The sequence below is a fragment of the Mesorhizobium sp. M0195 genome, assembly GCF_040322115.1.
Classification (GTDB): Bacteria; Pseudomonadota; Alphaproteobacteria; order Rhizobiales; family Rhizobiaceae; genus Mesorhizobium.
This window is the reverse complement of sequence record NZ_JAMYSV010000014.1, coordinates 75937-98487: the sequence shown is the minus strand read 5'-3', so window position 1 is coordinate 98487 and position 22551 is coordinate 75937. Positions and strand designations below refer to the sequence as shown.

25 protein-coding genes are annotated in these 22551 nt (G+C 62.8%); 18 read left to right on the top strand and 7 right to left on the bottom strand.

The window, feature by feature from the left end; all coding sequences use genetic code 11:
• Positions 1 to 61: 61 nt before the first annotated feature.
• The 8 genes from NKJ12_RS23650 to rarD all read left to right on the top strand — a co-directional run bounded on the left by NKJ12_RS23650 (position 62) and on the right by rarD (position 6026).
• The gene (locus tag NKJ12_RS23650) at positions 62 to 469 is read left to right on the top strand and encodes an endonuclease domain-containing protein (RefSeq protein WP_352705439.1); all 408 of its coding nucleotides are present in this window, start codon (positions 62 to 64) and stop codon (positions 467 to 469) included.
• Positions 466 to 852, top strand: coding sequence for a VOC family protein (locus NKJ12_RS23645; protein ID WP_352705388.1), 387 nt, complete (start codon positions 466 to 468; stop codon positions 850 to 852). Before NKJ12_RS23650 ends, NKJ12_RS23645 begins: the two co-directional genes overlap by 4 nt.
• Positions 853 to 858: 6 nt before the next feature.
• Complete coding sequence (locus NKJ12_RS23640) at positions 859 to 1350, top strand: GFA family protein (protein ID WP_352479207.1); 492 nt, start codon at positions 859 to 861, stop codon at positions 1348 to 1350.
• Entirely contained in the window at positions 1347 to 1823 is a 477-nt protein-coding gene (locus tag NKJ12_RS23635; protein ID WP_352705386.1) for a GFA family protein, read from the top strand. Before NKJ12_RS23640 ends, NKJ12_RS23635 begins: the two co-directional genes overlap by 4 nt.
• The gene (gene pip / locus NKJ12_RS23630) at positions 1820 to 2776 is read left to right on the top strand and encodes a prolyl aminopeptidase (RefSeq protein WP_352705385.1); all 957 of its coding nucleotides are present in this window, start codon (positions 1820 to 1822) and stop codon (positions 2774 to 2776) included. The genes NKJ12_RS23635 and pip overlap by 4 nt, the downstream gene beginning before the upstream one ends.
• Complete coding sequence (gene cimA, locus NKJ12_RS23625; protein ID WP_352705383.1) at positions 2773 to 4395, top strand: citramalate synthase; 1623 nt, start codon at positions 2773 to 2775, stop codon at positions 4393 to 4395. The genes pip and cimA overlap by 4 nt, the downstream gene beginning before the upstream one ends.
• 4 nt (positions 4396 to 4399) lie before the next feature.
• The gene (locus NKJ12_RS23620) at positions 4400 to 4939 is read left to right on the top strand and encodes a hypothetical protein (RefSeq protein WP_352479210.1); all 540 of its coding nucleotides are present in this window, start codon (positions 4400 to 4402) and stop codon (positions 4937 to 4939) included.
• A 154-nt stretch (positions 4940 to 5093) separates the two neighbouring features.
• Entirely contained in the window at positions 5094 to 6026 is a 933-nt protein-coding gene (rarD, locus tag NKJ12_RS23615; protein ID WP_352705381.1) for an EamA family transporter RarD, read from the top strand.
• Between the two features lie 132 nt (positions 6027 to 6158).
• Here rarD and NKJ12_RS23610 read toward each other — a convergent pair whose 3' ends face one another.
• On the bottom strand, positions 6159 to 6770 hold the full coding sequence (locus NKJ12_RS23610) for an LOG family protein (RefSeq protein ID WP_352705437.1): 612 nt from the start codon (positions 6768 to 6770) through the stop codon (positions 6159 to 6161).
• Positions 6771 to 6883: 113 nt separating this feature from the next.
• Between NKJ12_RS23610 and NKJ12_RS23605 the strand changes: the two genes are divergently transcribed.
• The 4 genes from NKJ12_RS23605 (at position 6884) to NKJ12_RS23590 (ending at position 11123) form a co-directional block, all read left to right on the top strand.
• Positions 6884 to 8329, top strand: coding sequence for a LysM peptidoglycan-binding domain-containing protein (locus NKJ12_RS23605; RefSeq protein ID WP_352705379.1), 1446 nt, complete (start codon positions 6884 to 6886; stop codon positions 8327 to 8329).
• A 60-nt stretch (positions 8330 to 8389) separates the two neighbouring features.
• Positions 8390 to 8779 carry an ArsR/SmtB family transcription factor gene (locus tag NKJ12_RS23600; RefSeq protein WP_352705377.1) on the top strand — a complete coding sequence of 130 codons (390 nt, stop codon included), beginning with the start codon at positions 8390 to 8392 and terminating at the stop codon, positions 8777 to 8779.
• A gap of 20 nt (positions 8780 to 8799) precedes the next feature.
• Positions 8800 to 10686, top strand: a complete 1887-nt coding sequence (locus NKJ12_RS23595) for an ABCB family ABC transporter ATP-binding protein/permease (protein ID WP_352705375.1) — start codon at positions 8800 to 8802, stop codon at positions 10684 to 10686.
• An 89-nt stretch (positions 10687 to 10775) separates the two neighbouring features.
• Complete coding sequence (locus tag NKJ12_RS23590) at positions 10776 to 11123, top strand: antibiotic biosynthesis monooxygenase (protein WP_352647426.1); 348 nt, start codon at positions 10776 to 10778, stop codon at positions 11121 to 11123.
• Between the two features lie 5 nt (positions 11124 to 11128).
• On the opposite strand, the gene NKJ12_RS23585 is transcribed toward NKJ12_RS23590, so the two are convergent.
• The gene (locus NKJ12_RS23585; protein ID WP_352705374.1) at positions 11129 to 11995 is read right to left on the bottom strand and encodes an SMP-30/gluconolactonase/LRE family protein; all 867 of its coding nucleotides are present in this window, start codon (positions 11993 to 11995) and stop codon (positions 11129 to 11131) included.
• Between the two features lie 229 nt (positions 11996 to 12224).
• Here NKJ12_RS23585 and NKJ12_RS23580 point away from each other — a divergent pair, with 229 nt between their 5' ends.
• From NKJ12_RS23580 to NKJ12_RS23565, 4 genes are all read left to right on the top strand, one after another.
• Entirely contained in the window at positions 12225 to 13553 is a 1329-nt protein-coding gene (locus NKJ12_RS23580; protein ID WP_352705372.1) for a DMP19 family protein, read from the top strand.
• A 133-nt stretch (positions 13554 to 13686) separates the two neighbouring features.
• Positions 13687 to 14385 (top strand): phosphatidylserine decarboxylase, encoded by a 699-nt coding sequence (locus tag NKJ12_RS23575; protein WP_352705371.1) that lies wholly within the window; start codon positions 13687 to 13689, stop codon positions 14383 to 14385.
• Positions 14386 to 14388: 3 nt separating this feature from the next.
• Positions 14389 to 15204 carry a CDP-alcohol phosphatidyltransferase family protein gene (locus NKJ12_RS23570; protein WP_352705369.1) on the top strand — a complete coding sequence of 272 codons (816 nt, stop codon included), beginning with the start codon at positions 14389 to 14391 and terminating at the stop codon, positions 15202 to 15204.
• 191 nt (positions 15205 to 15395) lie between these two features.
• Positions 15396 to 15659, top strand: a complete 264-nt coding sequence (locus tag NKJ12_RS23565; RefSeq protein ID WP_352705367.1) for a hypothetical protein — start codon at positions 15396 to 15398, stop codon at positions 15657 to 15659.
• 18 nt (positions 15660 to 15677) lie between these two features.
• Here the strand turns inward: NKJ12_RS23565 and NKJ12_RS23560 are convergent, their stop codons facing one another.
• A complete protein-coding gene (locus tag NKJ12_RS23560; protein ID WP_352705435.1) occupies positions 15678 to 17900 on the bottom strand; it encodes an AMP-binding protein in 2223 nt (740 codons plus the stop codon).
• Positions 17901 to 18039: 139 nt separating this feature from the next.
• On the bottom strand, positions 18040 to 18447 hold the full coding sequence (locus NKJ12_RS23555; RefSeq protein WP_352705365.1) for a tautomerase family protein: 408 nt from the start codon (positions 18445 to 18447) through the stop codon (positions 18040 to 18042).
• A 114-nt stretch (positions 18448 to 18561) separates the two neighbouring features.
• On the opposite strand from NKJ12_RS23555, the gene NKJ12_RS23550 reads away from it, so the two are divergent.
• Positions 18562 to 19416, top strand: coding sequence for a LysR substrate-binding domain-containing protein (locus NKJ12_RS23550; RefSeq protein WP_352705363.1), 855 nt, complete (start codon positions 18562 to 18564; stop codon positions 19414 to 19416).
• Between the two features lie 195 nt (positions 19417 to 19611).
• On the opposite strand, the gene NKJ12_RS23545 is transcribed toward NKJ12_RS23550, so the two are convergent.
• Entirely contained in the window at positions 19612 to 20520 is a 909-nt protein-coding gene (locus tag NKJ12_RS23545) for a DMT family transporter (protein ID WP_352705361.1), read from the bottom strand.
• Positions 20521 to 20848: 328 nt separating this feature from the next.
• Here NKJ12_RS23545 and NKJ12_RS23540 point away from each other — a divergent pair, with 328 nt between their 5' ends.
• The gene (locus NKJ12_RS23540; protein WP_352647369.1) at positions 20849 to 21355 is read left to right on the top strand and encodes an OsmC family protein; all 507 of its coding nucleotides are present in this window, start codon (positions 20849 to 20851) and stop codon (positions 21353 to 21355) included.
• 160 nt (positions 21356 to 21515) lie between these two features.
• On the opposite strand, the gene NKJ12_RS23535 is transcribed toward NKJ12_RS23540, so the two are convergent.
• Together NKJ12_RS23535 and NKJ12_RS23530 are read right to left on the bottom strand one after the other, a co-directional pair.
• Positions 21516 to 21737, bottom strand: a complete 222-nt coding sequence (locus tag NKJ12_RS23535; RefSeq protein ID WP_254820234.1) for a hypothetical protein — start codon at positions 21735 to 21737, stop codon at positions 21516 to 21518.
• 136 nt (positions 21738 to 21873) lie between these two features.
• On the bottom strand, positions 21874 to 22503 hold the full coding sequence (locus NKJ12_RS23530; RefSeq protein WP_352705359.1) for a hypothetical protein: 630 nt from the start codon (positions 22501 to 22503) through the stop codon (positions 21874 to 21876).
• Positions 22504 to 22551: the final 48 nt, after the last annotated feature.

Sequence of the window (22551 nt, the reverse complement as noted above, 5' to 3'; positions counted from 1 at the left end):
CGCAAGGGAGGAGATTGGCTGTCGTCGATGATTTCGCCAATCGCGAAGGCGAGGGTGCTTGATGGGTCACGACCTCGTTCCATCGCGTCAGCGAAAGAATGCAAAATCTATGCGCCGTGGCATGACCGATGCCGAGTTGAAGCTTTGGAACGAATTGCGCGCCCATCGGCTGATGGGGATGAGCTTTCGCCGGCAGGTGCCGATCGGACCTTACATCATCGACTTTGCTTGCTCGACACACAGCTTGATCATTGAGGTTGACGGCAGCCAACACGCGGATCCCGAAAGCGTCCAGCGTGACGAGGCACGAAGCGCGTACTTGAATGCCAGCGGCTGGACCATCCTGCGCTTTTGGAACGACGACGTCGTTCGCGATATTGACAATGTCTGCCAGCACATCGTGATCGTGGCCGGCCTGACTGGCGCCGACGTGTTGGCAGGCCAGCCAGCAACGGAGGTAGTTCCATGATCGATCATCTCGGCATCACCGTTTCGGATTTCGACGCGTCGAAGGGTTTTTACGACAGGGCGATGGCGCCGCTCGGCGCCTCGCTGCTTTACATGGTGCCGCAGGAATATACCGGCGGCGCCAAGGTCGGCGGCTACGGCCGCGACCGGCCGGTGTTTTGGCTGCACGCCGGCAAGGACAAGTCGAAGCATCATCAGCATGTCGCTTTCACCGCGCGCAGCCGCGCCGAGGTCGATGCCTTTCACGCCGCGGCAATTGCCGCCGGCGGCAAAGACAATGGCGGGCCTGGCCTGCGCCCGCACTACCATCCGAACTATTATGGCGCCTTCGTCCTCGATCCCGACGGCAACAATGTCGAGGCGGTCTGCCATGCTCCGGAGTAGTGCGCGATGAGCCTCGACAACAGACCGGTGTATACAGGCGGCTGCCAGTGCGGCGCCGTGCGCTTCCGCGTCGAAGGCACGCTCGGCGATGCTTCCGTCTGCCATTGCCGCATGTGCCAGAAGGCAAGCGGCAATTTCTACCTGCCGCTGGTCTCGGTGCGCGGCGCCAGGCTGGACTGGACGCGCGGTGAGCCCAAACGCTTCCGCTCGTCCAACGCGGCTTTGCGCGGTTTCTGCGCCGAATGCGGCACGCCGCTGACCTTCGAAGCGCCCGATGGCGTGGCGCTCGCCATCGCCGCATTCGACCACCCCGAGGAGATTGCGCCGACGATCCAATGGGGTGTCGAAGCCAAGCTCCCCTATGTGGATCATGTTCACGAATTGCCCGGTGAGGAAACGATGGCCGACGTCTCGTCTGCCTCCTATCTCGCCGACCTCGTCTCCTACCAACATCCCGACCACGACACCGAACAATGGCCGCCGGAGGAAAAATCATGACCGAAACCGTTCGTACCGGCGGCTGCCAGTGCGGCGCCGTGCGCTTCCGCATCCACGGGGCGCTCGGCCGCCCGTCCATTTGTCATTGCCGCATGTGCCAGAAACAGTTCGGGTCGTTTTTCGGCGCGCTGGTGAAAGTGCCGAGCGACGGCGTCGAATGGGTGCGCGAGGAGCCGAGTTACTTTCAGTCGTCGGTCAACATCGATCGCGGCTTCTGCGCCCGCTGCGGCACACCGCTGACCTACCGCCAGCCCGGCGCGCTGGAGATCGCCATCGGCGCCTTCGACGACCGTTCCGATCTGGCGCCGCAGATCCAGGTCAACTACGCCGCCAGGCTGCCTTGGGTCGAGACGATCTTCGACGCGCCGATCCATGACGACCCGGATTTCTACGCGCGACAGGAATCCATCATCTCCTTCCAGCATCCCGATCACGAGACGGCCAACTGGCCGCAGCAGGGCCTGAAATTATGAGCAGCGAATTCCGTACCCTCTATCCCGAGATCGAGGCTTTCGAGTCCGGCATGCTCGACGTTGGCGATGGCCATCAGGTCTATTGGGAGCGCTCCGGCACCAAGGGGGCCAAGCCGGCTGTATTCCTGCATGGCGGGCCGGGCGGCACCATTTCGCCAAAGCACCGGCGGCTGTTCGACCCGAAGCTCTACGACCTCGTTCTGTTCGACCAGCGCGGCTGCGGAAAATCGACGCCCAATGCCTCGCTCGAAGCCAACACCACCTGGCACCTGGTCGCCGACATCGAGCGCCTGCGAAGAATGTGCGGCTTCGACAAATGGCTGGTGTTTGGCGGCTCGTGGGGTTCGACGCTGGCGCTGGCCTATGCCGAGACACATCCCGAGCGGGTCAGCGAACTGGTCGTGCGCGGCATTTACACGCTGACCCGCGCCGAACTCGAATGGTACTACCAGTTCGGCGTCTCGGAGATGTTCCCCGACAAGTGGGAGCGGTTTTTGGCGCCCATTCCGGAGGCTGAGCGCGGCGACATGATGGCCGCCTACCGCAAACGGCTGGTCGGCAGCGATCCTGTGGCGCGGGTCGAGGCCGCCCGCGCCTGGAGCCTGTGGGAGGGCGAGACGATCACGCTGCTGCCGGAACCGGAAACCAGCGGTCCCTTCGGCCAGGATGATTATGCCCTGGCTTTCGCCCGCATCGAGAACCACTATTTCGTCCATGCCGGCTGGCTGGAAGAGGGACAGCTGCTGCGCGATGCATGGAAGCTTAAGGATATCCCGGGTACCATCGTTCACGGCCGCTACGACATGCCGTGCCCGGCGCGCTATGCCTGGGCGCTGCACAAGGCGTGGCCGAAAGCGGACTTCCATCTGATCGAAGGCGCCGGCCATGCCTATTCGGAGCCGGGCATCCTCGACAGGCTGATCCGCGCAACGGACATGTTTGCCGGGAAATGACCATGGCTCGCGAGCGCCTTTATCTGTTCGACACCACGCTGCGCGATGGTCAGCAGACGCCGGGTATCGACTTTTCCGTCGAGGACAAGATCGCCATCGCCAAGCTGCTGGACGAGTTCGGCATCGACTACGTCGAGGGCGGCTACCCCGGCGCCAATCCAACCGACACTGCCTTCTTTGCCGAGCGTCGCACGGCCGATGCCAAATTCGTTGCCTTCGGCATGACCAAGCGGGCAGGCGTGTCGGCTTCGAACGACCCCGGCCTCGCGACGCTGATCCAATCCAAATCTGATGCCATCTGCTTCGTCGCCAAGAGCTGGGACTACCACGTCCGCGTCGCGCTCGGCTGCACCAATGAGGAGAACCTCGAGGCGATCAAGACCTCGGTCGAGGCGGCGCTCACTGCCGGCAAGGAGGCGATGGTCGACTGCGAGCATTTCTTCGATGGCTTTAAGGCCAACCCCGATTATGCGCTGGCCTGCGCCAGAACGGCTTATGAAGCCGGCGCGCGCTGGGTGGTTCTGTGCGACACCAATGGCGGCACCCAGCCCTCTGAGGTGCGCGCCATCGTCGAAAAGGTGATCGCCGCCGGCATACCGGGCGACCATCTCGGCATCCACGCCCATGACGACACCGGCCAGGCGGTGGCGAATTCGCTTGCCGCCGTGGAGGCCGGCGTGCGCCAGATCCAGGGCACGCTGAATGGCATCGGCGAGCGCTGCGGCAACGCCAATCTGATCTCGATCGTGCCGACATTGGCGCTGAAGCCGGCCTTTTCGGGCCGCTTTGCTACAGGCATTTCGGCAGAGGCGTTGACCGGTATATCGCGTCTGTCCCGCGCCTTCGACGAGTTGCTGAACCGCGCGCCCGAAGCGCAGGCGCCCTATGTCGGTGCCTCCGCTTTCGCCACCAAGGCCGGCATCCATGCCTCGGCGCTGGCCAAGGAGCCGGCGACCTACGAGCATGTGCCGCCAGAGACTGTCGGCAACCGCCGCCGCGTCATGGTTTCGGACCAAGGTGGGAAGGCCAATTTCCTCGCCGAGCTGAAGCGGCGCGGCATCGACGTGCCCCGGGATGACCATCGCCTCGACGCTCTGATCGCCGTGGTCAAGGAACGTGAGGCGGAGGGTTACGCTTACGAAGGCGCCGACGCCAGCTTCGAGCTTCTGGCGCGCAAGATGCTGCATGGCCTGCCGGAATTCTTCCGCGTCACCTCGTTCCGCTGCATGGTCGAGCGCCGCTTCGACGCCAACGGCCAGCTGAAGACGGTCTCGGAGGCGATTGTGAAAGTCCTGGTCGAGGGCGAGGAGAAGATGTCGGTCGCCGAAGGCCATGGCCCGGTCAACGCGCTCGACATTGCACTGCGCAAGGATCTCGGCAAATTCCAGAGCGAGATCGCCGATCTCGAGCTGGCCGACTTCAAGGTGCGTATCCTCAATGGCGGCACCGAGGCGATCACCCGCGTGCTGATCGAATCCCATGACGGCACCGGCGCGCGCTGGTGGACGGTCGGCGTCTCCGAAAACATCATCGATGCTTCGTTCCAGGCGCTGATGGATTCGATCGTCTACAAGCTGATGAAGAACCGCGACATGGCGGGATTGGCGGCGGCGGCGTAGGGAGATGGGCTTCTCGATAAGCTGGCTTGGTTTTCGTGGTTATGAAATAAAGGAAGCTGCGGCCTTGTTCGGGCGCGAAATTGGCGATTCATCGGAGATTTTCGAAGCGCCAGTGAATGCCTATGCCAGCGAAAAGAACTGGGCGATTATCATTCTCGATCCCTGCAGCTTCCCAAACCCACCTCAACAATATCTGGTTGCGATCTCGCAAGGGCGGGAAGTGGTTATCGCGCACATAGAAGAGCATGTCATGTTCGCCCGCGCCGAGCTCTGGCGCGACGGAAGGAACATTTGGAAAGTCTGGCACAGCGGTGACAAGACTGTGAGGGACTTGCATGTCACGGGTGATCTCCCCGCTTCTTTTGAAGCGCTGAAGCAGCAGTGTTTTTCCAAACAGGATGAAGAAGATACCAAGGGTTCCGAGGTCGATTTTGTTTTTGACCTTCCCCTCGATCTTGCGGCAGAGCTGACGGGCTTCAGGCACGATGAGGGTTCGCCCGACAGCGTCTTTTTCGAACTTAACGAGAAACCAGCTCAGCGTTGAGACCGCATGTCGTGTTGGTTGGGCCTTTTACCCTCTCGTACACGGCGCGATTGTTCAATGTTTGGTGGTCGGGTTGAACCATCAGCGAGACTCCATTGATCCATCAGCAATTTGCGATGGTTTTGGGCAAGCCGCTGGCGCATAGCCTTCGCCCATGACTACCCAAGCACTTCACATCGAGGCCGACACCAAAGCTCGTCGCGGCTTCCTGCTGGCACTCGGCGCCTACCTGCTTTGGGGGCTGCTGCCCTTCTACATGAAGGCTGTCGCACATCTGCCGCTGGCCGAAGTCATCGCCCACCGCATCGTCTGGTCGGTGCCGATCGCGGCCGCTGTCCTGGTCTGGGCCGGTCGCACTGCCGATTTCAAAGCGGCAGTTCGTTCGCCGCGCATCATTTCGATGGCGGTGCTGACGGCGGCGCTGATCTCGGTCAACTGGGGCATCTATGTCTGGGCGATCGCGGTCGACCGCACCATCGAGACCGCGCTTGGCTACTACATCAACCCGCTGGTCAGCGTCGTTGTCGGCGCGCTGCTGCTCGGCGAACGGCTCGACCGCCTGCAGGTCGTGGCGGTGGTGCTCGCGGCAATCGCCGTCGCGGTACTGACCATCGACGCCGGCAAGCTGCCTTGGGTGTCGCTGGTGCTGGCCTTTTCCTTTGCCGCCTATGCCTTCTTCCGCAAGACGCTGCCAATCGGCCCGAGCCAGGGCTTCCTACTTGAAGTGCTGCTGCTGTCGGTGCCGGCGCTCGGCTACATCATCTTCCTGATCGCCACAGGACAGGATCATTTCGTCTCCAGCTCGTTGAACGACACCGCCTTGCTGATCGGCTGCGGGCCGGTCACCGCCGTGCCGCTGCTGTTGTTTGCGTTCGGCGCCAGGCTGCTGCGCCTCTCCACCATCGGCATCATGCAATATATCGCGCCGACCATCGTCTTTTTGATCGCGGTGCTGATTTTCGGCGAACCCTTCGGCAGTGTTCAGGCCATAGCCTTCGGGCTGATCTGGGCAGCACTGGCGATGTACTCCTGGTCGATGTTTTCTTCGGTGCGCAAGACCGTTTCCGCATCAGCTCGAGCCGCGTAACGAAGAAAGGCGGTTGGCCGGTCATTGCGGATTTAAGGAAGGCAGTAGGGAAAGGAGTGAATAGTGAATAATCAGTAGTGGATAGACAGGCGCGGTCTGGAACGTCTTGTGTTTCACTATTCACTGTTCACTCTACATCTTATCAATCACCGACTGTACGCCCTCCGTCGGAGCGTCGACGGACGATCCCGCCACCATGATGGCGGCGACGATTGCTTCCGGATCCTCGACCACCAGCGGCTTTACCCGTTGCGCCGTGTGGATGAAGCCTTCCGTTGCCATGTGGTCGAGCAGCGCTAGCATCGGATCCCAGAACCCTCCGACGTTACCGAAGACGATCGGCTTGCGGTGGTGGCCGAGTTGGGCCCAAGTCATGATCTCGACGATCTCCTCGACCGTGCCGATGCCGCCGGGCAACGCCACAAAGGCGTCGGATTTCTCGAACATCCTATGTTTGCGCTCATGCATATTGTCGGTGATGACGAGCTCGTCGAGCCGGTTAAGCGCGGTTTCGGTCGCCTCCCGGTTGATCAGAAAACGTGGAATGATGCCCGTTACCTTGCCGCCGGCCTTTAATGTCCCTTCAGCGACGGCACCCATGATACCTTTAGTGCCGCCGCCATAAATCAGACGCAGGCCGGACTTGGCGATCGAGCGGCCAAGCAGGTGTCCGGCCTTGATATAGGTTTCATCTCGGCCCGGGGACGAGCCGCAATAGACGCAGACAGATCGAATCGTGTTCATGTTATAATTGGTGATAGGGACTATTGGCATGGTCAAGCCCTGGGGCGGGCTTTTTCTTGTCGGATTTGGTAAAACAGGCTAGACCAAATTAGGTGGCTAAGGGGCAGGGAAACATGGCAATTAATCCGTTGAAGGCGTTTTTGTTCGCGGCTGGCGGCTCTGTCGCCGCGGCGGGAACCGCCTATCTATCGGGCGCGCTCGACCCGTATCTCAATTCTACCCGGCCTGCGGAGGTCGCGGCGCTGACGCCGCCGGCTTCGAAACCGGTCGCTCCGGCGACCGAGGGGCGGCTGCCGCCTGCGCCCGCGGCCTCCACCGATGCGGCAGCGCCCGCTGCGCCGACCGCAGCAGGTGCAATCGTGCCGACCTTCGACATCGTGCGCGTCGAAAGCAACGGCTCGATCGTCGTCGCCGGCAATGCGGCGCCCAACGCCAAGGTCGAGATTCTCAACGGTTCGACTGTGCTCGGCTCGACGGTCGCCGGTCCCGACGGCGCCTTTGCCATTATTCTCGACGATCCGCTGAAGCCCGGCGACTACACGATCACGCTGCGCTCGACGGCTGGCAATGTCGTGACCGCCTCGGCGCAGACCGCCGTCGTTTCGATCCCCCAGAATTCCACCGGCCAAGTGCTGGCAATGGTCGAGGAGCCGGGCAAGCCGTCCGAACTGCTCACTGTTCCGGCCCCTGAGGCAAAATCTGATGCCGCGCTGCCTGCCCCCGGCACCGAACTGCCGGCCGCCGCCGCGCCGGCGCCAGCCGCGCCGGCCGCCATTGAAGCCGCACCGGCTCCGGTGGCGCCCGCCACACCGGTAGCGCCTGCTGCTCCCGCGGCGGAGCCCAAGATCGTCGTCGAAGCCGTCGAAATCGACGGCAACAAGATTTTCATTGCCGGCGTCACCGATCCCGGCCGCAAGGTGCGCGCCTATGCCAACGATATCCTGCTCGGCGACGCGAAGACCTCGCCCGACCGCCACTTCCTGGTCGAAGCGACACGTGACATCCCGGTCGGCACCTACACCATCCATGTCGACGCGCTCGATGCCGACGGCGTGAGCGTGGTGGCCCGTGCCGCCGTGCCGTTCGAACGCGAGCCAGGCGAGGCGGTTGCCGCCGTGGCGCCGGCCGGGCCGAAGCCTGCCGAGATAAAACCGGCCGAGCCGAATGCGCCAGCGACCGAAGCCGCGCCGACTACACCGGCAACAGCCGCCGAAACGCCCGCAACCACCCCCACTCCCGCCACCGAGGCCCCGGCCGAAATGGCCGCGACAACGCCTTCGGGCGAAACTCCCGAGACCGTCGCTCCTAAGCTCGAACATGCCGATGGCGCAGTCATTATCCGCCGCCATGACACGCTGTGGCGGATTTCGCGGCGAGTCTATGGCCAAGGCATGCGCTACTCGACCATCTATCTCGCCAACCAGGACCAGATCAGCAATCCGAACCGCATCTGGCCGGGACAGGTGTTCAAGGTGCCGGAGAAATCGAAGGAAGGCGAACCCGCCGATCTCAAGGCAATGGGCGACCAGATGACGACGGCGCCAGCCAAGACCGAGTAGCCGTTCTGCCCATCAGGATAGCTTGCGGCAGGGCCAGTCATCGTTTATCGCCGATGCACGATGATCGAATCTCCCCCCGTAATGGACCGACGCCGGGCGGCAGATGAACGCGCGCCGGCCAATTGCACGCCGGCCAACTGCACGCCGGCCAACTGCACGCCGGATAGCCGCGCTGTCGCTGTCCGGCTCGCGGCCCTTTCGCATCCGGCGCGGATCGAAATTCTCAAACACCTTTCCGCCAGCCGTTCCTGCTGCTGTCGCGAGGTCGTCGAGCATCTCGATCTGGCGCAGTCCACCGTTTCCCAGCATTTGAAGATCCTGGTCGAGGCCGGGCTGATCCGCTTCGAGCCTGACCGCCAGCGCTCGCGCTATGAGCTCGACCGCGCCGCGCTCGCCGATGTTTCGGCATCGCTGGCCGCGCTGGTCGATTCCTACTGCTCCGGCCGCTAAGACATAAAAGGTAAACAAGAATGGCCGAGAAAACCGTTTCCGCCGATTCCGGCTCGACCTTCAGAACGTTGCGCAATCTCTGGCCCTATATGTGGCCGGCCGACCGCGCCGACCTGAGGGCCCGGGTGGTGTGGGCCACCGTGCTGCTGGTCGTCGCCAAGCTGACCCTGGTGGCCGGACCCTATTTCTTCAAATGGGCGACCGACGCACTGGCCGGCGATAGCAAATCGCCGCCGCCGCTGCCGGCCTTTCTGCTGGCGCCGGTCATGCTGGTCGTCGCCTACAATGCCGTGCGGCTGGTGCAGCTCGGCTTCAACCAGCTGCGCGACGCCCTGTTTGCACGGGTCGGCCAGCATGCCGTGCGTCGGCTCGCCTTCCGTACCTTCGTGCACATGCACGAATTGTCGCTGCGCTTCCACCTCGAACGGCGCACCGGCGGACTGTCGCGCGTCATCGAGCGCGGCACTAAAGGCATCGAGACGATCGTCCGGTTCACCATGCTGGCGACTGCGCCGACGATCGTCGAATTCGCGCTCACCGCCGGCATCTTCGCCGTCACCTATGGCTGGCTGTACGTCTTGGTGATCGCGGTCACGGTCTGGCTCTATGTCTGGTTCACCGTCAGGGCGAGCGATTGGCGTATTTCGATCCGCCGCGAGATGAACGACAGCGACAATGAAGCCAGCACTAAGGCGATCGATTCGCTGCTCAACTACGAAACAGTCAAATATTTCAACAACGAAGTCATGGAGGCCGAACGCTTCGACCGTTCCACGGCGCGCTATGAGGTGGCTGCGACCAGGACCTGGACCTCGCTTGGTTGGCTGAACTTCGGCCAAGGCGTGATCTTCGGCATCGGCATGACCGTCGTCATGGTGCTGTCGGCACTCGAGGTGAAGGCAGGCACACAGAGCGTCGGCGACTTCGTCTTCGTCAACGCCATGCTCATGCAGCTTTCGGTGCCGCTGAATTTCATCGGCATGATCTACCGCGAAATCCGCCAAGGCCTGACCGACATCGAAAACATGTTCGATCTGCTCGACGTCAAGCGCGAGATCGTCGATCGGCCAGGCGCCAAGCCACTGGTCGTCAGCGCCGGCAATGTCGAGTTCCGTGACGTGCATTTTTCCTACGACGCCAACCGCAAGATCCTGAAGGGTATCAGCTTCGAGGTGCCAGCAGGCAAGACGGTGGCCATTGTCGGTCCCTCCGGAGCCGGAAAGTCGACCATTTCGCGGCTTTTGTTTCGTTTCTACGATATCCAGCGCGGCAAGGTTCTGATCGACGGCCAGGACATTCGCGACGTGACGCAGGAGAGCTTACGCGCCGCCATCGGCATGGTGCCGCAGGACACGGTGCTGTTCAACGATACCATCGCCTACAACATCCGCTACGGCCGCATCGGCGCCAGCGAAGAGGATGTGCGCAAGGCGGCAGAACTGGCCCAGATTGGACCGTTCATCGAGCGGCTGCCCGACGGCTATCGCTCAATGGTGGGCGAGCGCGGGCTGAAACTCTCCGGCGGCGAGAAGCAGCGGGTGGCGATTGCCCGCACCATCTTGAAGGCCCCGCCGATCCTGATGCTCGACGAGGCGACTTCGGCGCTGGACAGCCACACCGAGCAGGAGATCCAGGCGGCACTCGACCTGGTCAGCCAGGGCCGCACCACCCTCGTCATCGCCCATCGGCTGTCTACAGTGATTTCCGCCGACGAAATCATCGTCCTGCAGGACGGCCGGATCGCCGAGCGCGGCACCCATGCCGCCTTGATGGCCAAGCGCGGCCTTTATGCATCGATGTGGGACCGCCAGCGCGAGGCAAGCGAGGCCGAGGAGCGGCTACGCATTGCCCGCGAAAGCGACGAGTTCGGCGTCGTCGTCCGCCGCCGCACCTCGGAGGTGAGCTGAAAATTTGTGCTTGACCTCAACTTAAGTTGAGATCGTAGGCCGTTTTGGATCGCAGCAAGATGCGTCGTTCAAAAACGGAGACAATCGACATGAATGGGATAAATCAGGCAGGTAGCGGCGGCAGCGTATTCCGGGTGGACAAGTTTGTCGTTCCAGCCAACGCCCGCGAGGAGATTCTTGCCAAGGTCCGAATGACGCATGAATTGCTGCGCCAGCAGCAAGGGTTCGTCCAAGATTTCCTGCTTGAGCAATTCTCGGGGCCGGGCGAGTTCAACCTCGTGACCATTGTCGAATGGGAAGGGCAGGCCGCTGTCGACAAGGTCGTGCCGATCATCAAGGCTGCGCATGAGCGCAGCGGCTTCAATCCTCAGGAGACCATTGCGCGACTTGGCGTCAAGGCCGATATTGCCAACTATCAGCGGATTCCCGGGATGTAAGCTCTCTACGGCCAGCCGGCGCCCGGCGCAGTAGCGTCGACGCTGAGCACTTGGCCGGTACGGGCATCGCTGATCATATGTTCGAAGCCGCGCCATTCGGCGGCGACGATGAACAGCGTTTTTCCCTCGCTGCCGCCGAGCATGCAGGCAAAGCAGCCGCGGTCGACATCGACGCTTTCGAGCATCGCGCCGCCCTCGCGCACCCGCACGCAATGCCGGTTCGGAACATCGGCATACCACGCCGCACCTTCGGCATCGAGGCAGATGCCGTCGGGAAAACCGTTGCCGAGATTGGCCCAGACCCTGCGGTTGGAAAGGCCACCATCGGCAGCGATGTCGAAGGCGGTCAGCCGGTTGGCGTGGGATTCGGCAACGATAAGCGTCTTGTTGTCAGGCGTCACCGCCATGCCATTGGCGAAGGCGAGGTTCTCAGCCACCTGCTGAACCGAGCCGTCAGGCGCGACCAGCACGATGGCGCCGGGGCCGAAATGCTGGCCGGGACCCGGAGCAGGCCCACCACCATTGACATAAATGTTGCCGCGTCCATCGACGACGATCTCGTTCCACGGGCTCTTTGATAGTTGTCTCAGATCGGCATGGGTGACCAATGTCCCGTCTGCCTCCTGCCTGAGGATCAGCCCTTCGCGGCCGGAGACGACAAGCAGGCGCCCGTCCGGCAGCCAGTCAATGGAATAGGGCAGGGTGGCCGGCACGGTGAGCACGATCTCACTGTTGCCTAGGGCTTCAACGGCGATGATCTGGCCCGTACCCCAGTTGCAGAACCACAGCCGGCCATCATGCCAGCGCGGCGACTCGCCGAAGGCCAAGCCGTTCATCACCACTTGCACTTGCCTAGCTGCTGATTCCTGCATGGGCCGAGAACCTCCGGGTTTGCGCAAATCGTCATGGCCGAAAAGGCCGATGAGAGGCGCTGTCTTGCCAAGGACGGGCGAGAGTGCTGCGTTCCGACAATGAGGATGGCGACGGCGTCGTTTATATTTGACCTGAGTAGCCGCACGGAACCGCGCGATGCGCCGTGCGCCTTCAGTCATTCTTCTTCAAGAAGTATAACCGGCCGGTGCTTGCGGACGGGAAAGTCAAATGCAAGAATCACGTTGGCCCGCAGAAATCCTGTTGTGGCAAGCAGGAAGGGCGTTTGGCGTGTTTGAAAGATTTTCCAGCTGGGCTAAGAAGAAATTTCAGCGATCAGCGACCATTTCACCGACTCGGTCCAAGCAGTCATTCCCAGGCAAGCCATCATCTTCGGTGATCGTGCCGCGCTCAGTCGTGGAAGACGCGGCCGACAATCCTTTCGGTCTCATTGTAGCCGTCAGAGAATTCGTCGAAGCCATGGTCTCGCAAGGCCTTTACCGTTCCACGGAAATCAGCCACAAGGCAATGCAGGCCTGTCATGCCGATGACTATTTGGCTGAGGTCAACAATGGCGGCCATAGCCAGTTCATCTATAATTCTGGCGAAGAACTCGACACCGTCATTGCCGACGCACGCACCGCCCTCGCTGAGATGGGCGCGCACGGACAACTGGCGACTTTGGACCAAATGGCTGCCTGGGTCGCGGAGCACCCCGAGGAGACTGAGGAACAGACAGGCTTCGAAGGAGGTACTGACGATAAGCTCAGTACTCTCGACCGTCTATTCTACCAAGCCGATCAGGCCGCATCGATGCTCGCTCTATCGGCGCGCTGGATAAACTCGTGGCCTGAACTCGCAATCGTTGAGGATGCCGACTACCGAGAAGCCATTCATCAGCTGGCCGTGACCAATCCCCGGCGCCAGCCGAGGCTACTCCATCGTTCTGTTGGCAAGCTGGTCAATCAAATGACGGGCTGGCGTGATGTCGGCGTCGGCCTTGCATGCGCCGAGGCGCCTAGGCCCGAGGTCAAGCTGGCGCTCGGCATGGCAAGGGTGCTGGACGTCGAGGGCGAAAAACTGTTGGCTTTTCAGCTGCGCACCAATGCCAAGGAGCCGCGTCTAGCCGTCGCCACGCCCACGCATGCGGCCGTCTATGAATATATCGCCCCGAAGGATCCGTCCGTCGCGCGTCCAGGCGAGAATCCATTCGCTGCCGGCGCCCCGCGCGTCGGCAAGAGACTTGCCCGTGTTGAAGCGCAGGCAATAGAAACGGTGCTCGAATTGGCCGCAGCCTATCATGCGCCGGTCGCTGTCGACCTCTTGCTACGCAGGGCCGGGTTCGATCCGACCGAAGCAATTGTCTCGGCGAACTCGGTCGTGGCCAGGGAAGGCGACACGGTTGTGAACTGGGTGGTTATGGCCGACGGGCACGTATTCTTCCTCCAGTCGACCCCGAACGGCGCCGAGCTGCGCGGCAGCCACGAAGAGAGCCTGGCGGAGGCCGATCGGCGCGAGCTCGACGAGTATTTCGACCAAGCGGCGGCAGCGGGTGCCTGAGTGGATTTCGCTTGGTCGTTCTGAGAGACGGCGGCGCGACCGCCAAACCCTCAACCGCCCCCATTGTCGCGTTGCGACCGCGGGGTGTTTCCGCTATTGAGGCCGGACTTGGAACCAAGGTTGTCCTGATCCCATGAGCCTCGTTGACACGATCAAGAATGCGTTCGTTCCGATCCATCGCGAGGGTTATCCCTTTATCGCTGCGTTCGGCGCGGCGACGCTCTTTCTTGGCTATTTCTCCTCGACCCTGTTCTGGATCGGTCTCATCCTGACAGCCTGGTGCGCCTATTTCTTCCGCGATCCCGAGCGTGTCACGCCGATCGACGACCGGCTGGTTGTCAGCCCGGCCGACGGCATCGTCTCGGCGGTTGGCCCGGCCGTGCCGCCGCGCGAGCTTGGCCTCGGCGGCGGCGAAATGACCCGCATCTCGGTATTCATGAACGTCTTTTCCTGCCACGTTAACCGCTCTCCGGTGCGTGGCCGCATTTCCAGGATCGAGCATCGGCCAGGAAAATTCCTCAACGCCGAACTCGACAAGGCAAGCACCGAGAACGAGCGCAACGGGTTGGTCATCGAAAGCCCCAATGGAACGGTCGCCGCAGTGCAGATTGCCGGCCTGGTGGCGCGGCGCATCGTCTGCTGGGCCGAGGCCGGCGGCGCCATCGGCACCGGCGAGCGCTTCGGGCTGATCCGCTTTGGCTCGCGCGTCGATGTATTCCTGCCCTCCACCGCGACGCCGCGTGTCGCCGTCGGCCAGACCGCGGTTGGCGGTGAGACGGTGCTGGCGGAATTCGGCGGCGTTGCTGCAACGCCGCTCGTGCGGGTGTCCTGACCGGTGGCGCCGCCGTTCAAGAAATTCGAGGCGCATGGCGGCGGTGGCCCGCGCATTCGCGAAATCCCGATGCGCATGGTGCTGCCCAATCTGGTCACGGTGCTTGCCATCTGCGCTGGCCTGTCCGGTATTCGCTTCGGCTTCGAGGGCCGCTTCGAGCCAGCGGTGGTGATGGTGCTGCTCGCCGCCTTCCTCGATGGTATCGACGGCCGTCTGGCGCGAATGCTGAAGGCGACTTCCAAATTCGGCGCCCAAATGGATTCGCTGGCCGATATCGTCAATTTCGGCGTGGCACCGGCGCTGGTGCTCTATGCCTTTCTACTCGACAGGGCAGGTTCACCGGGCTGGATCGCCGCACTGCTGTTCACCATCGCCTGTGGGATGAGGCTTGCCCGTTTCAACGTGCTCGACGAAGAGCTCGACCGTCCGCAGTGGCAGACCGAATATTTCGTCGGCGTGCCGGCGCCGGCGGGTGCGGTGTTGGTGATGCTGCCGCTCTATCTGTTCTTCCTCAGGCTTGGGCTTGAACCCAGCCGCCTGGCGGCCTTCATTGCCACCGGCTTTACAATATTGGTGGCGTTCCTGCTGGTCAGCAGATTGCCCGTCTATTCCGGCAAGAGCGTCAGGATACCGGGCGACAGGGTGCTGCCGATCATTCTCGCAGTCGTTCTCTACGTCCTGCTTTTGATGACTTATCCCTGGTATACGCTGACGGCCTCGGTTGCCGGCTATCTGGTCTTCTTGCCGTTCAGCGTGCGCGCCTATTCGAGACGCGCCAAGCGCGAAGGCGAGAAGGTGCTGTCGTCGGACATTGGCTGACGGATTTTGACTTGGGAGCGGCTCGCAGAGCACGCGGCGCTGTGGAACGCACCTCAAAAACCCGTTTTCGGAACTTGCTGGGCGGCCAGACCGTTTGTGTTGGTAGGTCCGTTTGAGCGGCTGGTCGTGATACGTCGTCAACGTCGCGCAAGCTGCCGCATCGGGCGCAAAACCATCGGAAACGAGGAGAAATGGCTGTCATCCTCATCGGCGCGTTACTGACTGTCGCCGGCCTCGTCTATATGGCGGTTGCGGCCATCATGCGCGGGCGGCTTAGTGAGCCGGCCGCTGTCTCCACCGCGCCGGATAGTCCGACGCCCAATCTCGCAACACCAGGTCCGACGCTGGAGCCGCGGCAGCGCGGGCTCCGTTTTCTCGGCCTGTCGCAGAACTGGCCGGGCCTGCTGATGATGGCCGTCGGCGTCATTCTGCTGTTGTCGGTGGTGGTCCTCTAGAGTTTTCGACAGCAAACCTCAGGCGGCTGCGCTCAGTCCCAGCCTCTCGAGCGCCAGCTTTCTAGTCGAGACATAGTCGGTCTTGCCGGAGCCCAGCACCGGGATCTCTTCGACCTTGACGATGTCGTTCGGCACCATCAGTTCGGCCGCCCCGGCTTTTTTGCCGAATTCGCGCAATTCGTCGGGATCCGCATTGTCGGCGGTGGTGACCAGAACGAGGCGCTCGCCGCGCCGCTTGTCCGGCACTGCCACCACGGCGTGATGCTCTTCCGGCCACAGCGACTGCACCAGCATCTCGACCGCACCAAGTGATACCATCTCGCCGGCTATCTTGGCGAAGCGCTTGGCGCGGCCGCGAATGGTGATGAAGCCTTCGCGATCCACCGAAACGATATCGCCGGTGTCGTGCCAGCCTTCGAGCGGCTGCAACTCGCCCGGCCTATCGGCGGTCATGTAGCCCATCATCAGGTTTGGCCCGTCGAGCCACAGCCGGCCGGCGTCGCTAATGCCTTCGACCGGTTCGAGTTTCATGCGCATGGCCGGCAGCAGCCGCCCGACCGTTCCGTCGCGGCCGTGGATGGCGGTGTTGACGGCAACCACCGGTGCGGCCTCGGTCAAGCCAAAACCTTCGATGATCTCGGCCTGGAAGCGCTCGCGGTACACCCGGCGCGTCTCCGGCTTCACCGCCTCGGCACCGGCGACGACGAAGCGCAGGCTGGAAAAATCGTCGTCCTTGGCGGTGCGGGCATAGTTGGCGAGGAACGTGTCGGTGCCGAACATTACCGTTGGCCGGACCTTGCGCGCCACCTCCGGAATAAGTTTGTAGTGGAGCGGTGACGGGTAGAGGAACAGCTTTACTCCGGTGACCAGCGGCAGGATGGTGCCGCCGGTCAACCCGAACGAGTGGAACACCGGCAGCACGTTTAGCAGGATGTCGGCAGGCGAGATGGTGATGCGGGCTTCCGCCTGCATCGCATTGGCAAGAAGGTTCCGGTGCGACAGCACCACGGCCTTGGGCGTGCCTTCCGAGCCGGAGGTGAACAGGATCACCGCCGGCTTGGCCGCATCCTGGCGCTGCAGCGGCCAGCGCCACAGCAAGGCGGCTGCGGCCTTGTCCAGCACGGTCACGCTTGCGCGAACATCCTCCAGCCACAACAGTTTCGCCCCGCCTTTTTCCACCGCCTCGACGATGTCGGCGAGATTGGCCTTTTCGACAAAGGCGCGTGAGGAGACCACGGTGCGGATCATCGCCGTGCGGACGGCGGCGGTGACGCTGGCCGGGCCGGCGGTATAGTTGATCATTGCTGGCACCCGCGCAGCCGACAAAAGTCCGACGAACGACAGCACGACGCCATTAGCGTTGGGCAGGAGCAGCCCAACCGCTTCGCCCGGCGCCGTTATTGCCTCGAAGCGGTGGCCCAAAACCCTGGCGCCGATGAACATTTTCCGGTAGCTCAGCGCGCCACCAATGACGTCCTCGACAATTGGATGGGAAGCGCCAACCCGGTCGGCGGCATCGCGCATGGCAAGAAACAGGCCGCGATCGAGATCGTTGCCGAAAAGCCTGGCCTCAGCGAAGCGATCGAACAACGCATTTGTGTTGGAGGCCTGATCGGGATTCCGCGCCACCAACTCGGCAATGGTCATCGGCTCCAGCACGCTGATCGACAGCTGCGGAAACCAGTGGCGGGGCGCCTTGTCCGCTGGCGTCAGTGAAGCCGGCAGGCTGCGTGCGCCGGCAACGAAGATCGGTACGATGCGCGCGTCGGCCTGCATGGCGATACGGGTGATGGCGCGAAACAACCGAAACGACTTGACGTCGGGCTCGACCGCATCCGGCAGGTAAACGGCGAGCCGGCCCTTGCCCTTCAGCACCCGCACCAATCTGCGGCTGACGAAGACATGCTCGGCGTTGAAGGCGATGGTGCGGCCGAGCTCACGCCACGGCTCCAGCCACGGCGACCTGGCCGAAGCCTGGTCGAGGATGTGCAGCGTGTCCTCCGGCAGCAGCGACAGCATCAGCGCCGGCTCGATGCGTGACTGATGCCAAACGACGTAGATGACCGGGGCCGCCGACTTGCGGGCAATCTTGATGCGCTCGTCGCTGATCCGGTAGGCGAGCTTGAACGGCACGTAGAGCAGCGCCTGGCTCAAACGCAGGCCGAGGCGGAACGTCTCCACCACGCCGATCAGCAGCCAGGCCGCGACAAGACCCGCAAGCAGCGCCAGTGTCAGGATCATCGCCGCATCTCCCAACAATCTCACGTCACGGCTCTTCAGTGGCCGCTTCGGGTGAGAACCTAGCCGAAGTTGGATCAACGTCAATGCGGCTCCATTTTCCTTTTCTCCTGTCATCACTGGATTCGGCTGCCTATCGCAGCTACGCCGCTTTCATCCTTCCGCTGATGAAGCGGAATTCCTGCGTTTTGCCGCCAAAGCCATAGGCCGCCGCAGGTACTTCATGCACGAGGGCGTAGCTTTCCTCATGCACCTTGCCCAGAAGCCGGCCGAATGCGGCAAAAATTGCCTGCAGATACGCCTCCAGCTCGAGCTTGGTGTTGGTGCCGTCGACAACCTTGATGTCGAGCCAAGCCGTGTTGGCGCCATGCTCGGCCAGCGACTTGCCGCCGGCGAACCAGTGCTCGGGGTCGTGATAGGAAATGGCAACAGCTGTAATCGTTGCGTCTTTGCGCAGATGCATGGCCGACAGTTCAGTTACCTCCTTGGCAATGGCGGCTGACAAACCGGTGTCGGGTTTGCCGGTGACGCTGACATTGATGATCGGCATGTTTCTTCTCCTCGGCTTCAAGCGGCGTCTCTTCGCCGTCGAGAAAATCATGCCATCGTCCTTTGATCAGAAAAATCGAATTGTTTTTGATAAACACTTTGATATTATCGAATTATGCAAGTGTTCGATCCCGACCTCCTCAAGACTTTCCTCGCTTTCGTCGATGGCGGTTCCCTGGCGCGGGCCGCGTGGATCGTCGGTCGCTCGCCGTCCGCAGTAACCGCGCAGATGCAGCGGCTGGAGGATGTTGTCGGCGAAGCGCTGCTGGTGCCGCAGGGACGAGGACGCGGCCTGACGCCGGCAGGCGAGGATCTGGTCGGCCACGCGCGTCGCATCCTTGCCGCGCACCGCGAGGCGTGGCTGGCCCTCAAAGGGGCGCGTGCCGACGGGCGCGTCGCCATCGGCACCACGCAGGACTTCGCCGACAGCGGCTTGCCGCAGCTTCTCAGGGCTTTCGCTGTCAGCCATCCGCGCGTCAGGATCGAATTGCGCGTCGGCCGTTCCGCTGAACTGGCGCAGGCTTTGCAGGCCGGGACCCTTGATCTGGCCATTGCCATGCGGCAGGTGGCGACACGCGACGAAGTCGGCGTGCTCAAGGGACCGATGATCTGGCTTTGCTCACAGAATGGGCTGGCCACCCGCCACGACGAACTGCCCCTGGCACTGCTCGATCCTCATTGCGGGTTTCGCGAAGCGGCGACCAGGACACTCGATGCGGCCGGCCGTCGCTACCGTATTGCTGCCGGCAGTGCCAGCCTTGCCGGCCTGCGCACGGCAGTGCACGCCGGCATCGCCTTGACGTTGAGGACGGCGCGCTTCGCTCATTCCGGCATCGTCGAGGCGCCGCGCGATCTTGATCTGCCGCCAGTGCCGGTCGCCGAATTCGCCATCCGCTTGCGTGAGGATGCCGATCGGCCAGCGCAGGATCTGGCCGCGTTGTTCAGCGGCAACCTGGCCTTAGCCAACTGAGCCAGCAAAGAAAAAGCCGACCTTGCGGTCGGCTCTGAGTAGGACGGGCCGAGGGGTTTGGGGGGACTTGGGGTGGCCCGTCGCAGCCATAATGACTGAGCCCTATGATGGTTCCATGACTTTTCAAATTTATTTTGAGGAACGGACTTCTCGTGATCGGACCGCCAACTCGCCCTCGGACGCGGCGAGGATCGGTCATGCATCCGCTGCGCGCTGCCTGGCCATCAGCCAGTCTCGGCCGGCGTGAGCGAACACCGCGCAAAGCACGATGGCCCCGCCGAGCATGCTGGCTGCCGGCGGGATCTCCGCGAGGAACAGGAAGGCAAACAGGATCGCGAATGGCACTTCGGCCGAGCCCAGCAATCCTGACTCGGCCGCCGGAATAAGCCGGGTGCCCTCCGTCCACAGGATCGAGGCCAGCGCGAACGAGGCGCCGAAGGTGGCTAGAAGCACAGCGTCCCTGGCCGAGACGGCCAGCGGATCGGTGATGAGCCAGCCGAGCACGAACAGGAGGAACGCCGACACGGCACCCGCCCACACCACCGGCGTGTCGCGGAAGGCCCGCACCATGATCATGTAGAGCGCGCTGCCGATCGTCATCAGCAGCGCCAACCCGTCGCCGAACAGATGGCCGGTGCCGAAGCCGGACCAGACCATGATCGCCACACCGCACAGTGACACGGCGGCGGCGGCAAGCGTCTGCAGCCGGAACGGCTCGCGGACCAGCATGAAGGCAAGCAGCGCGGTGACGAAAGGGGCCGTGGCATAGATGATCGCGACATTGGCGACAAAGGTGAACTTGAACGCCGAGATGAAGGCGATGCTGGCGAGCGCGCCCTCGATCGCCAGCAGCCAGCCGCGCCAGCCGAGCCGCAGGCTGTCGCGACCGCCGGAGCGCTGGCGACGCCATAGCACATAAAGGCTGATCAGGATCGAGCCGACGAAGCCGCGCCAGCAGGTGATGGTCAGCGGGTCGGCATGGATCGATTTGGTCAGCACGCCGGTGAGGCCGAAGACGGCCGCCGATGCCGAGACCAGGATGATGCCGAGGGTACGTTCGCGGGCGCTTTCCACTGTGCCTGACATGTCCAGCGATTCCGTCATTTTACCAGCTTACGCTGCCCCGTCCTGACACCATAGTGTCAGCTCGATCGAGGCGTCGTGCATCGAAACAGTAGACGGCAGCGCCGTTGAACAGGATGCCCGCAAGAACCCTTTCGCGGGTTTCCAGGGTGGCGATATCGGCCATATGTCCGGCGGCCTTACGAATGTGTTGCGAGAGAGGGTGTGAAGGCGTTGGATGTCGGGCACCCGTACCGTCAGGCTATACGGGCGAAAGCCTGCCAAGCGCTACGCCAGCGGGGACTTGCGTTTGGGGCAGGCGACACCGCCGTTAAGCGGCGAAGCCAGACAACTATGGGAGAGAAATGAAATGGACGCGATCGCATTGAAGGCCATGCAGGGGCCGCTGAAGGAGGCCTATCGCGACGACGCCTCGCGCGCGCTGATTACCCTCAGGGCCAAGGGCTCGATCGACGACCAATCGATCGCCTGCAAGGTCGAGACGGGCAGGGCGATTGCCATTGCCGGGCTGCATCCGGCGACCGGCGGCACCGGGCTCGAACTCTGCTCCGGCGACATGCTGCTGGAAGCGCTGGTGGCTTGCGCCGGTGTCACGCTGAAGGCAGTGGCCACGGCGCTGGAATTCAAGCTTGGGGCCGCCACGGTGGAAGCCGAAGGCGATCTCGACTTTCGCGGCACGCTTGGCGTGGCGAGGGATGCGCCGGTTGGCTTCCGCGCCATCCGGCTGACATTTGGGCTCGACACCGACGAACCGCAGGAGCGCATCGATGCGCTGCTCAAGCTGACCGAGCGCTACTGCGTGGTGTTTCAGACCATCAGCCAGAAGCCGGAGCTGACGGTCAGCGCCCGACGCTGACGATCTCCCCTTGAGGGTCCTCAGGGGGAGATGTCGCCGAAGGCGACAGAGGGGTTGTCTCGCGTGAAGCGCCAACCGCTGCAGCAGGCCGAGCCCGATCGGACCAACCCCCCTCTGGCCTGTCGGCCATCTCCCCCTCAAGGGGGGAGATCACGCTGTCCTACTGCGCCGACGGCTCCTCGGCGTCGCCCTCGTCGGCGAAGGGCGAGGCGCTCGGCACGCACTGCACCGACCAGCCGGCCGGCGTCGGTTGCTTCTGGTATTCGGTTATGGCGAAGGCGCACTGTTCGCGGGTGTCGAATGTGCTGGGCAGCACGACCATGCCGCCTTGCGGGCCGGCGATCACCAGATACCAGACTAACGCTACGCTCGGTGCCGCCATGAGTATTTCCTCGCTCTGCTTGTTTGGGAGTCGCACGATCCTAGCAACTCCGGCCCAGCGGCGAAAGCTGGGCCAAAGCGCGGCGTTAAGCCACGGCATCACAGCCGCGTGATGTCGGTCGTTTTCCGGCTTTGGTTCAGTTCACCGCAAAACAATAGAACAGGCCGTCGCCGCCGGTGCCCTTCAGCGCCTCCTGGCTGCAGCCACCGCGTGACGCATGCGAGGAATTCCACGATTTGGCGGCTGCCGAATCATCGAGGCCGGTACGATCGTGATGACCCATCATCGCCACACCTTCTGCTCCGCTCAGCGTCCAGTCGCCGCAGGTCTGGTCGGCTATTTTCGTGCCGTCCGGCTTGGAGCCGGTCAAAACGTCGTGCCGGTTGGGCGTGTCGCCGCGGCCGTTGACCATTTGGCCCTTTTCGTCGAGTGCCGTCTGTTTGGTGATGGCGTTGGCATCGCTATGCAGGGAAGCGACATCATCGGCGATCTTGACGCCCTTGGCGTTGAACCACGGGCCTTTGCCGATACGGTCGCGTGCATCGGTATCGCTGGTCGAGAGATAAGCGCGCCATGTCTTGCCGGTAACGCCCGCGGCTTCGGCCAGTGAACTACAATGGGCGTCGGCGCCGGCCACACCGCCGAGATCGGCGCCTTTGCCGGAGCCGACGCTGGTGACGAAAAAGCTCATCGTTGCCTCCTGCGACGACGTGGCGCCGATAACTGCAAGCAGCGCGGTGGCAGTCAAGAGAAGCAGTCTCCGCATATGGTCCTCCGTTCCTCGAATTGTGGCACCCGAACAACGTTGGTGCCG

Bases quoted from the DNA above. Each gene is read 5' to 3' on its own strand.
- NKJ12_RS23650 (WP_352705439.1), top strand. From the start codon at position 62: ATGGGTCACGACCTCGTTCCATCGCGTCAGCGAAAGAATGCAAAATCT.
- NKJ12_RS23645 (WP_352705388.1), top strand. From the start codon at position 466: ATGATCGATCATCTCGGCATCACCGTTTCGGATTTCGACGCGTCGAAG.
- NKJ12_RS23640 (WP_352479207.1), top strand. From the start codon at position 859: ATGAGCCTCGACAACAGACCGGTGTATACAGGCGGCTGCCAGTGCGGC.
- NKJ12_RS23635 (WP_352705386.1), top strand. From the start codon at position 1,347: ATGACCGAAACCGTTCGTACCGGCGGCTGCCAGTGCGGCGCCGTGCGC.
- pip (WP_352705385.1), top strand. From the start codon at position 1,820: ATGAGCAGCGAATTCCGTACCCTCTATCCCGAGATCGAGGCTTTCGAG.
- cimA (WP_352705383.1), top strand. From the start codon at position 2,773: ATGACCATGGCTCGCGAGCGCCTTTATCTGTTCGACACCACGCTGCGC.
- NKJ12_RS23620 (WP_352479210.1), top strand. From the start codon at position 4,400: ATGGGCTTCTCGATAAGCTGGCTTGGTTTTCGTGGTTATGAAATAAAG.
- rarD (WP_352705381.1), top strand. From the start codon at position 5,094: ATGACTACCCAAGCACTTCACATCGAGGCCGACACCAAAGCTCGTCGC.
- NKJ12_RS23610 (WP_352705437.1), bottom strand. From the start codon at position 6,770: ATGAACACGATTCGATCTGTCTGCGTCTATTGCGGCTCGTCCCCGGGC.
- NKJ12_RS23605 (WP_352705379.1), top strand. From the start codon at position 6,884: ATGGCAATTAATCCGTTGAAGGCGTTTTTGTTCGCGGCTGGCGGCTCT.
- NKJ12_RS23600 (WP_352705377.1), top strand. From the start codon at position 8,390: ATGATCGAATCTCCCCCCGTAATGGACCGACGCCGGGCGGCAGATGAA.
- NKJ12_RS23595 (WP_352705375.1), top strand. From the start codon at position 8,800: ATGGCCGAGAAAACCGTTTCCGCCGATTCCGGCTCGACCTTCAGAACG.
- NKJ12_RS23590 (WP_352647426.1), top strand. From the start codon at position 10,776: ATGAATGGGATAAATCAGGCAGGTAGCGGCGGCAGCGTATTCCGGGTG.
- NKJ12_RS23585 (WP_352705374.1), bottom strand. From the start codon at position 11,995: ATGCAGGAATCAGCAGCTAGGCAAGTGCAAGTGGTGATGAACGGCTTG.
- NKJ12_RS23580 (WP_352705372.1), top strand. From the start codon at position 12,225: ATGCAAGAATCACGTTGGCCCGCAGAAATCCTGTTGTGGCAAGCAGGA.
- NKJ12_RS23575 (WP_352705371.1), top strand. From the start codon at position 13,687: ATGAGCCTCGTTGACACGATCAAGAATGCGTTCGTTCCGATCCATCGC.
- NKJ12_RS23565 (WP_352705367.1), top strand. From the start codon at position 15,396: ATGGCTGTCATCCTCATCGGCGCGTTACTGACTGTCGCCGGCCTCGTC.
- NKJ12_RS23560 (WP_352705435.1), bottom strand. From the start codon at position 17,900: ATGATCCTGACACTGGCGCTGCTTGCGGGTCTTGTCGCGGCCTGGCTG.
- NKJ12_RS23555 (WP_352705365.1), bottom strand. From the start codon at position 18,447: ATGCCGATCATCAATGTCAGCGTCACCGGCAAACCCGACACCGGTTTG.
- NKJ12_RS23550 (WP_352705363.1), top strand. From the start codon at position 18,562: ATGCAAGTGTTCGATCCCGACCTCCTCAAGACTTTCCTCGCTTTCGTC.
- NKJ12_RS23545 (WP_352705361.1), bottom strand. From the start codon at position 20,520: ATGACGGAATCGCTGGACATGTCAGGCACAGTGGAAAGCGCCCGCGAA.
- NKJ12_RS23540 (WP_352647369.1), top strand. From the start codon at position 20,849: ATGGACGCGATCGCATTGAAGGCCATGCAGGGGCCGCTGAAGGAGGCC.
- NKJ12_RS23535 (WP_254820234.1), bottom strand. From the start codon at position 21,737: ATGGCGGCACCGAGCGTAGCGTTAGTCTGGTATCTGGTGATCGCCGGC.
- NKJ12_RS23530 (WP_352705359.1), bottom strand. From the start codon at position 22,503: ATGCGGAGACTGCTTCTCTTGACTGCCACCGCGCTGCTTGCAGTTATC.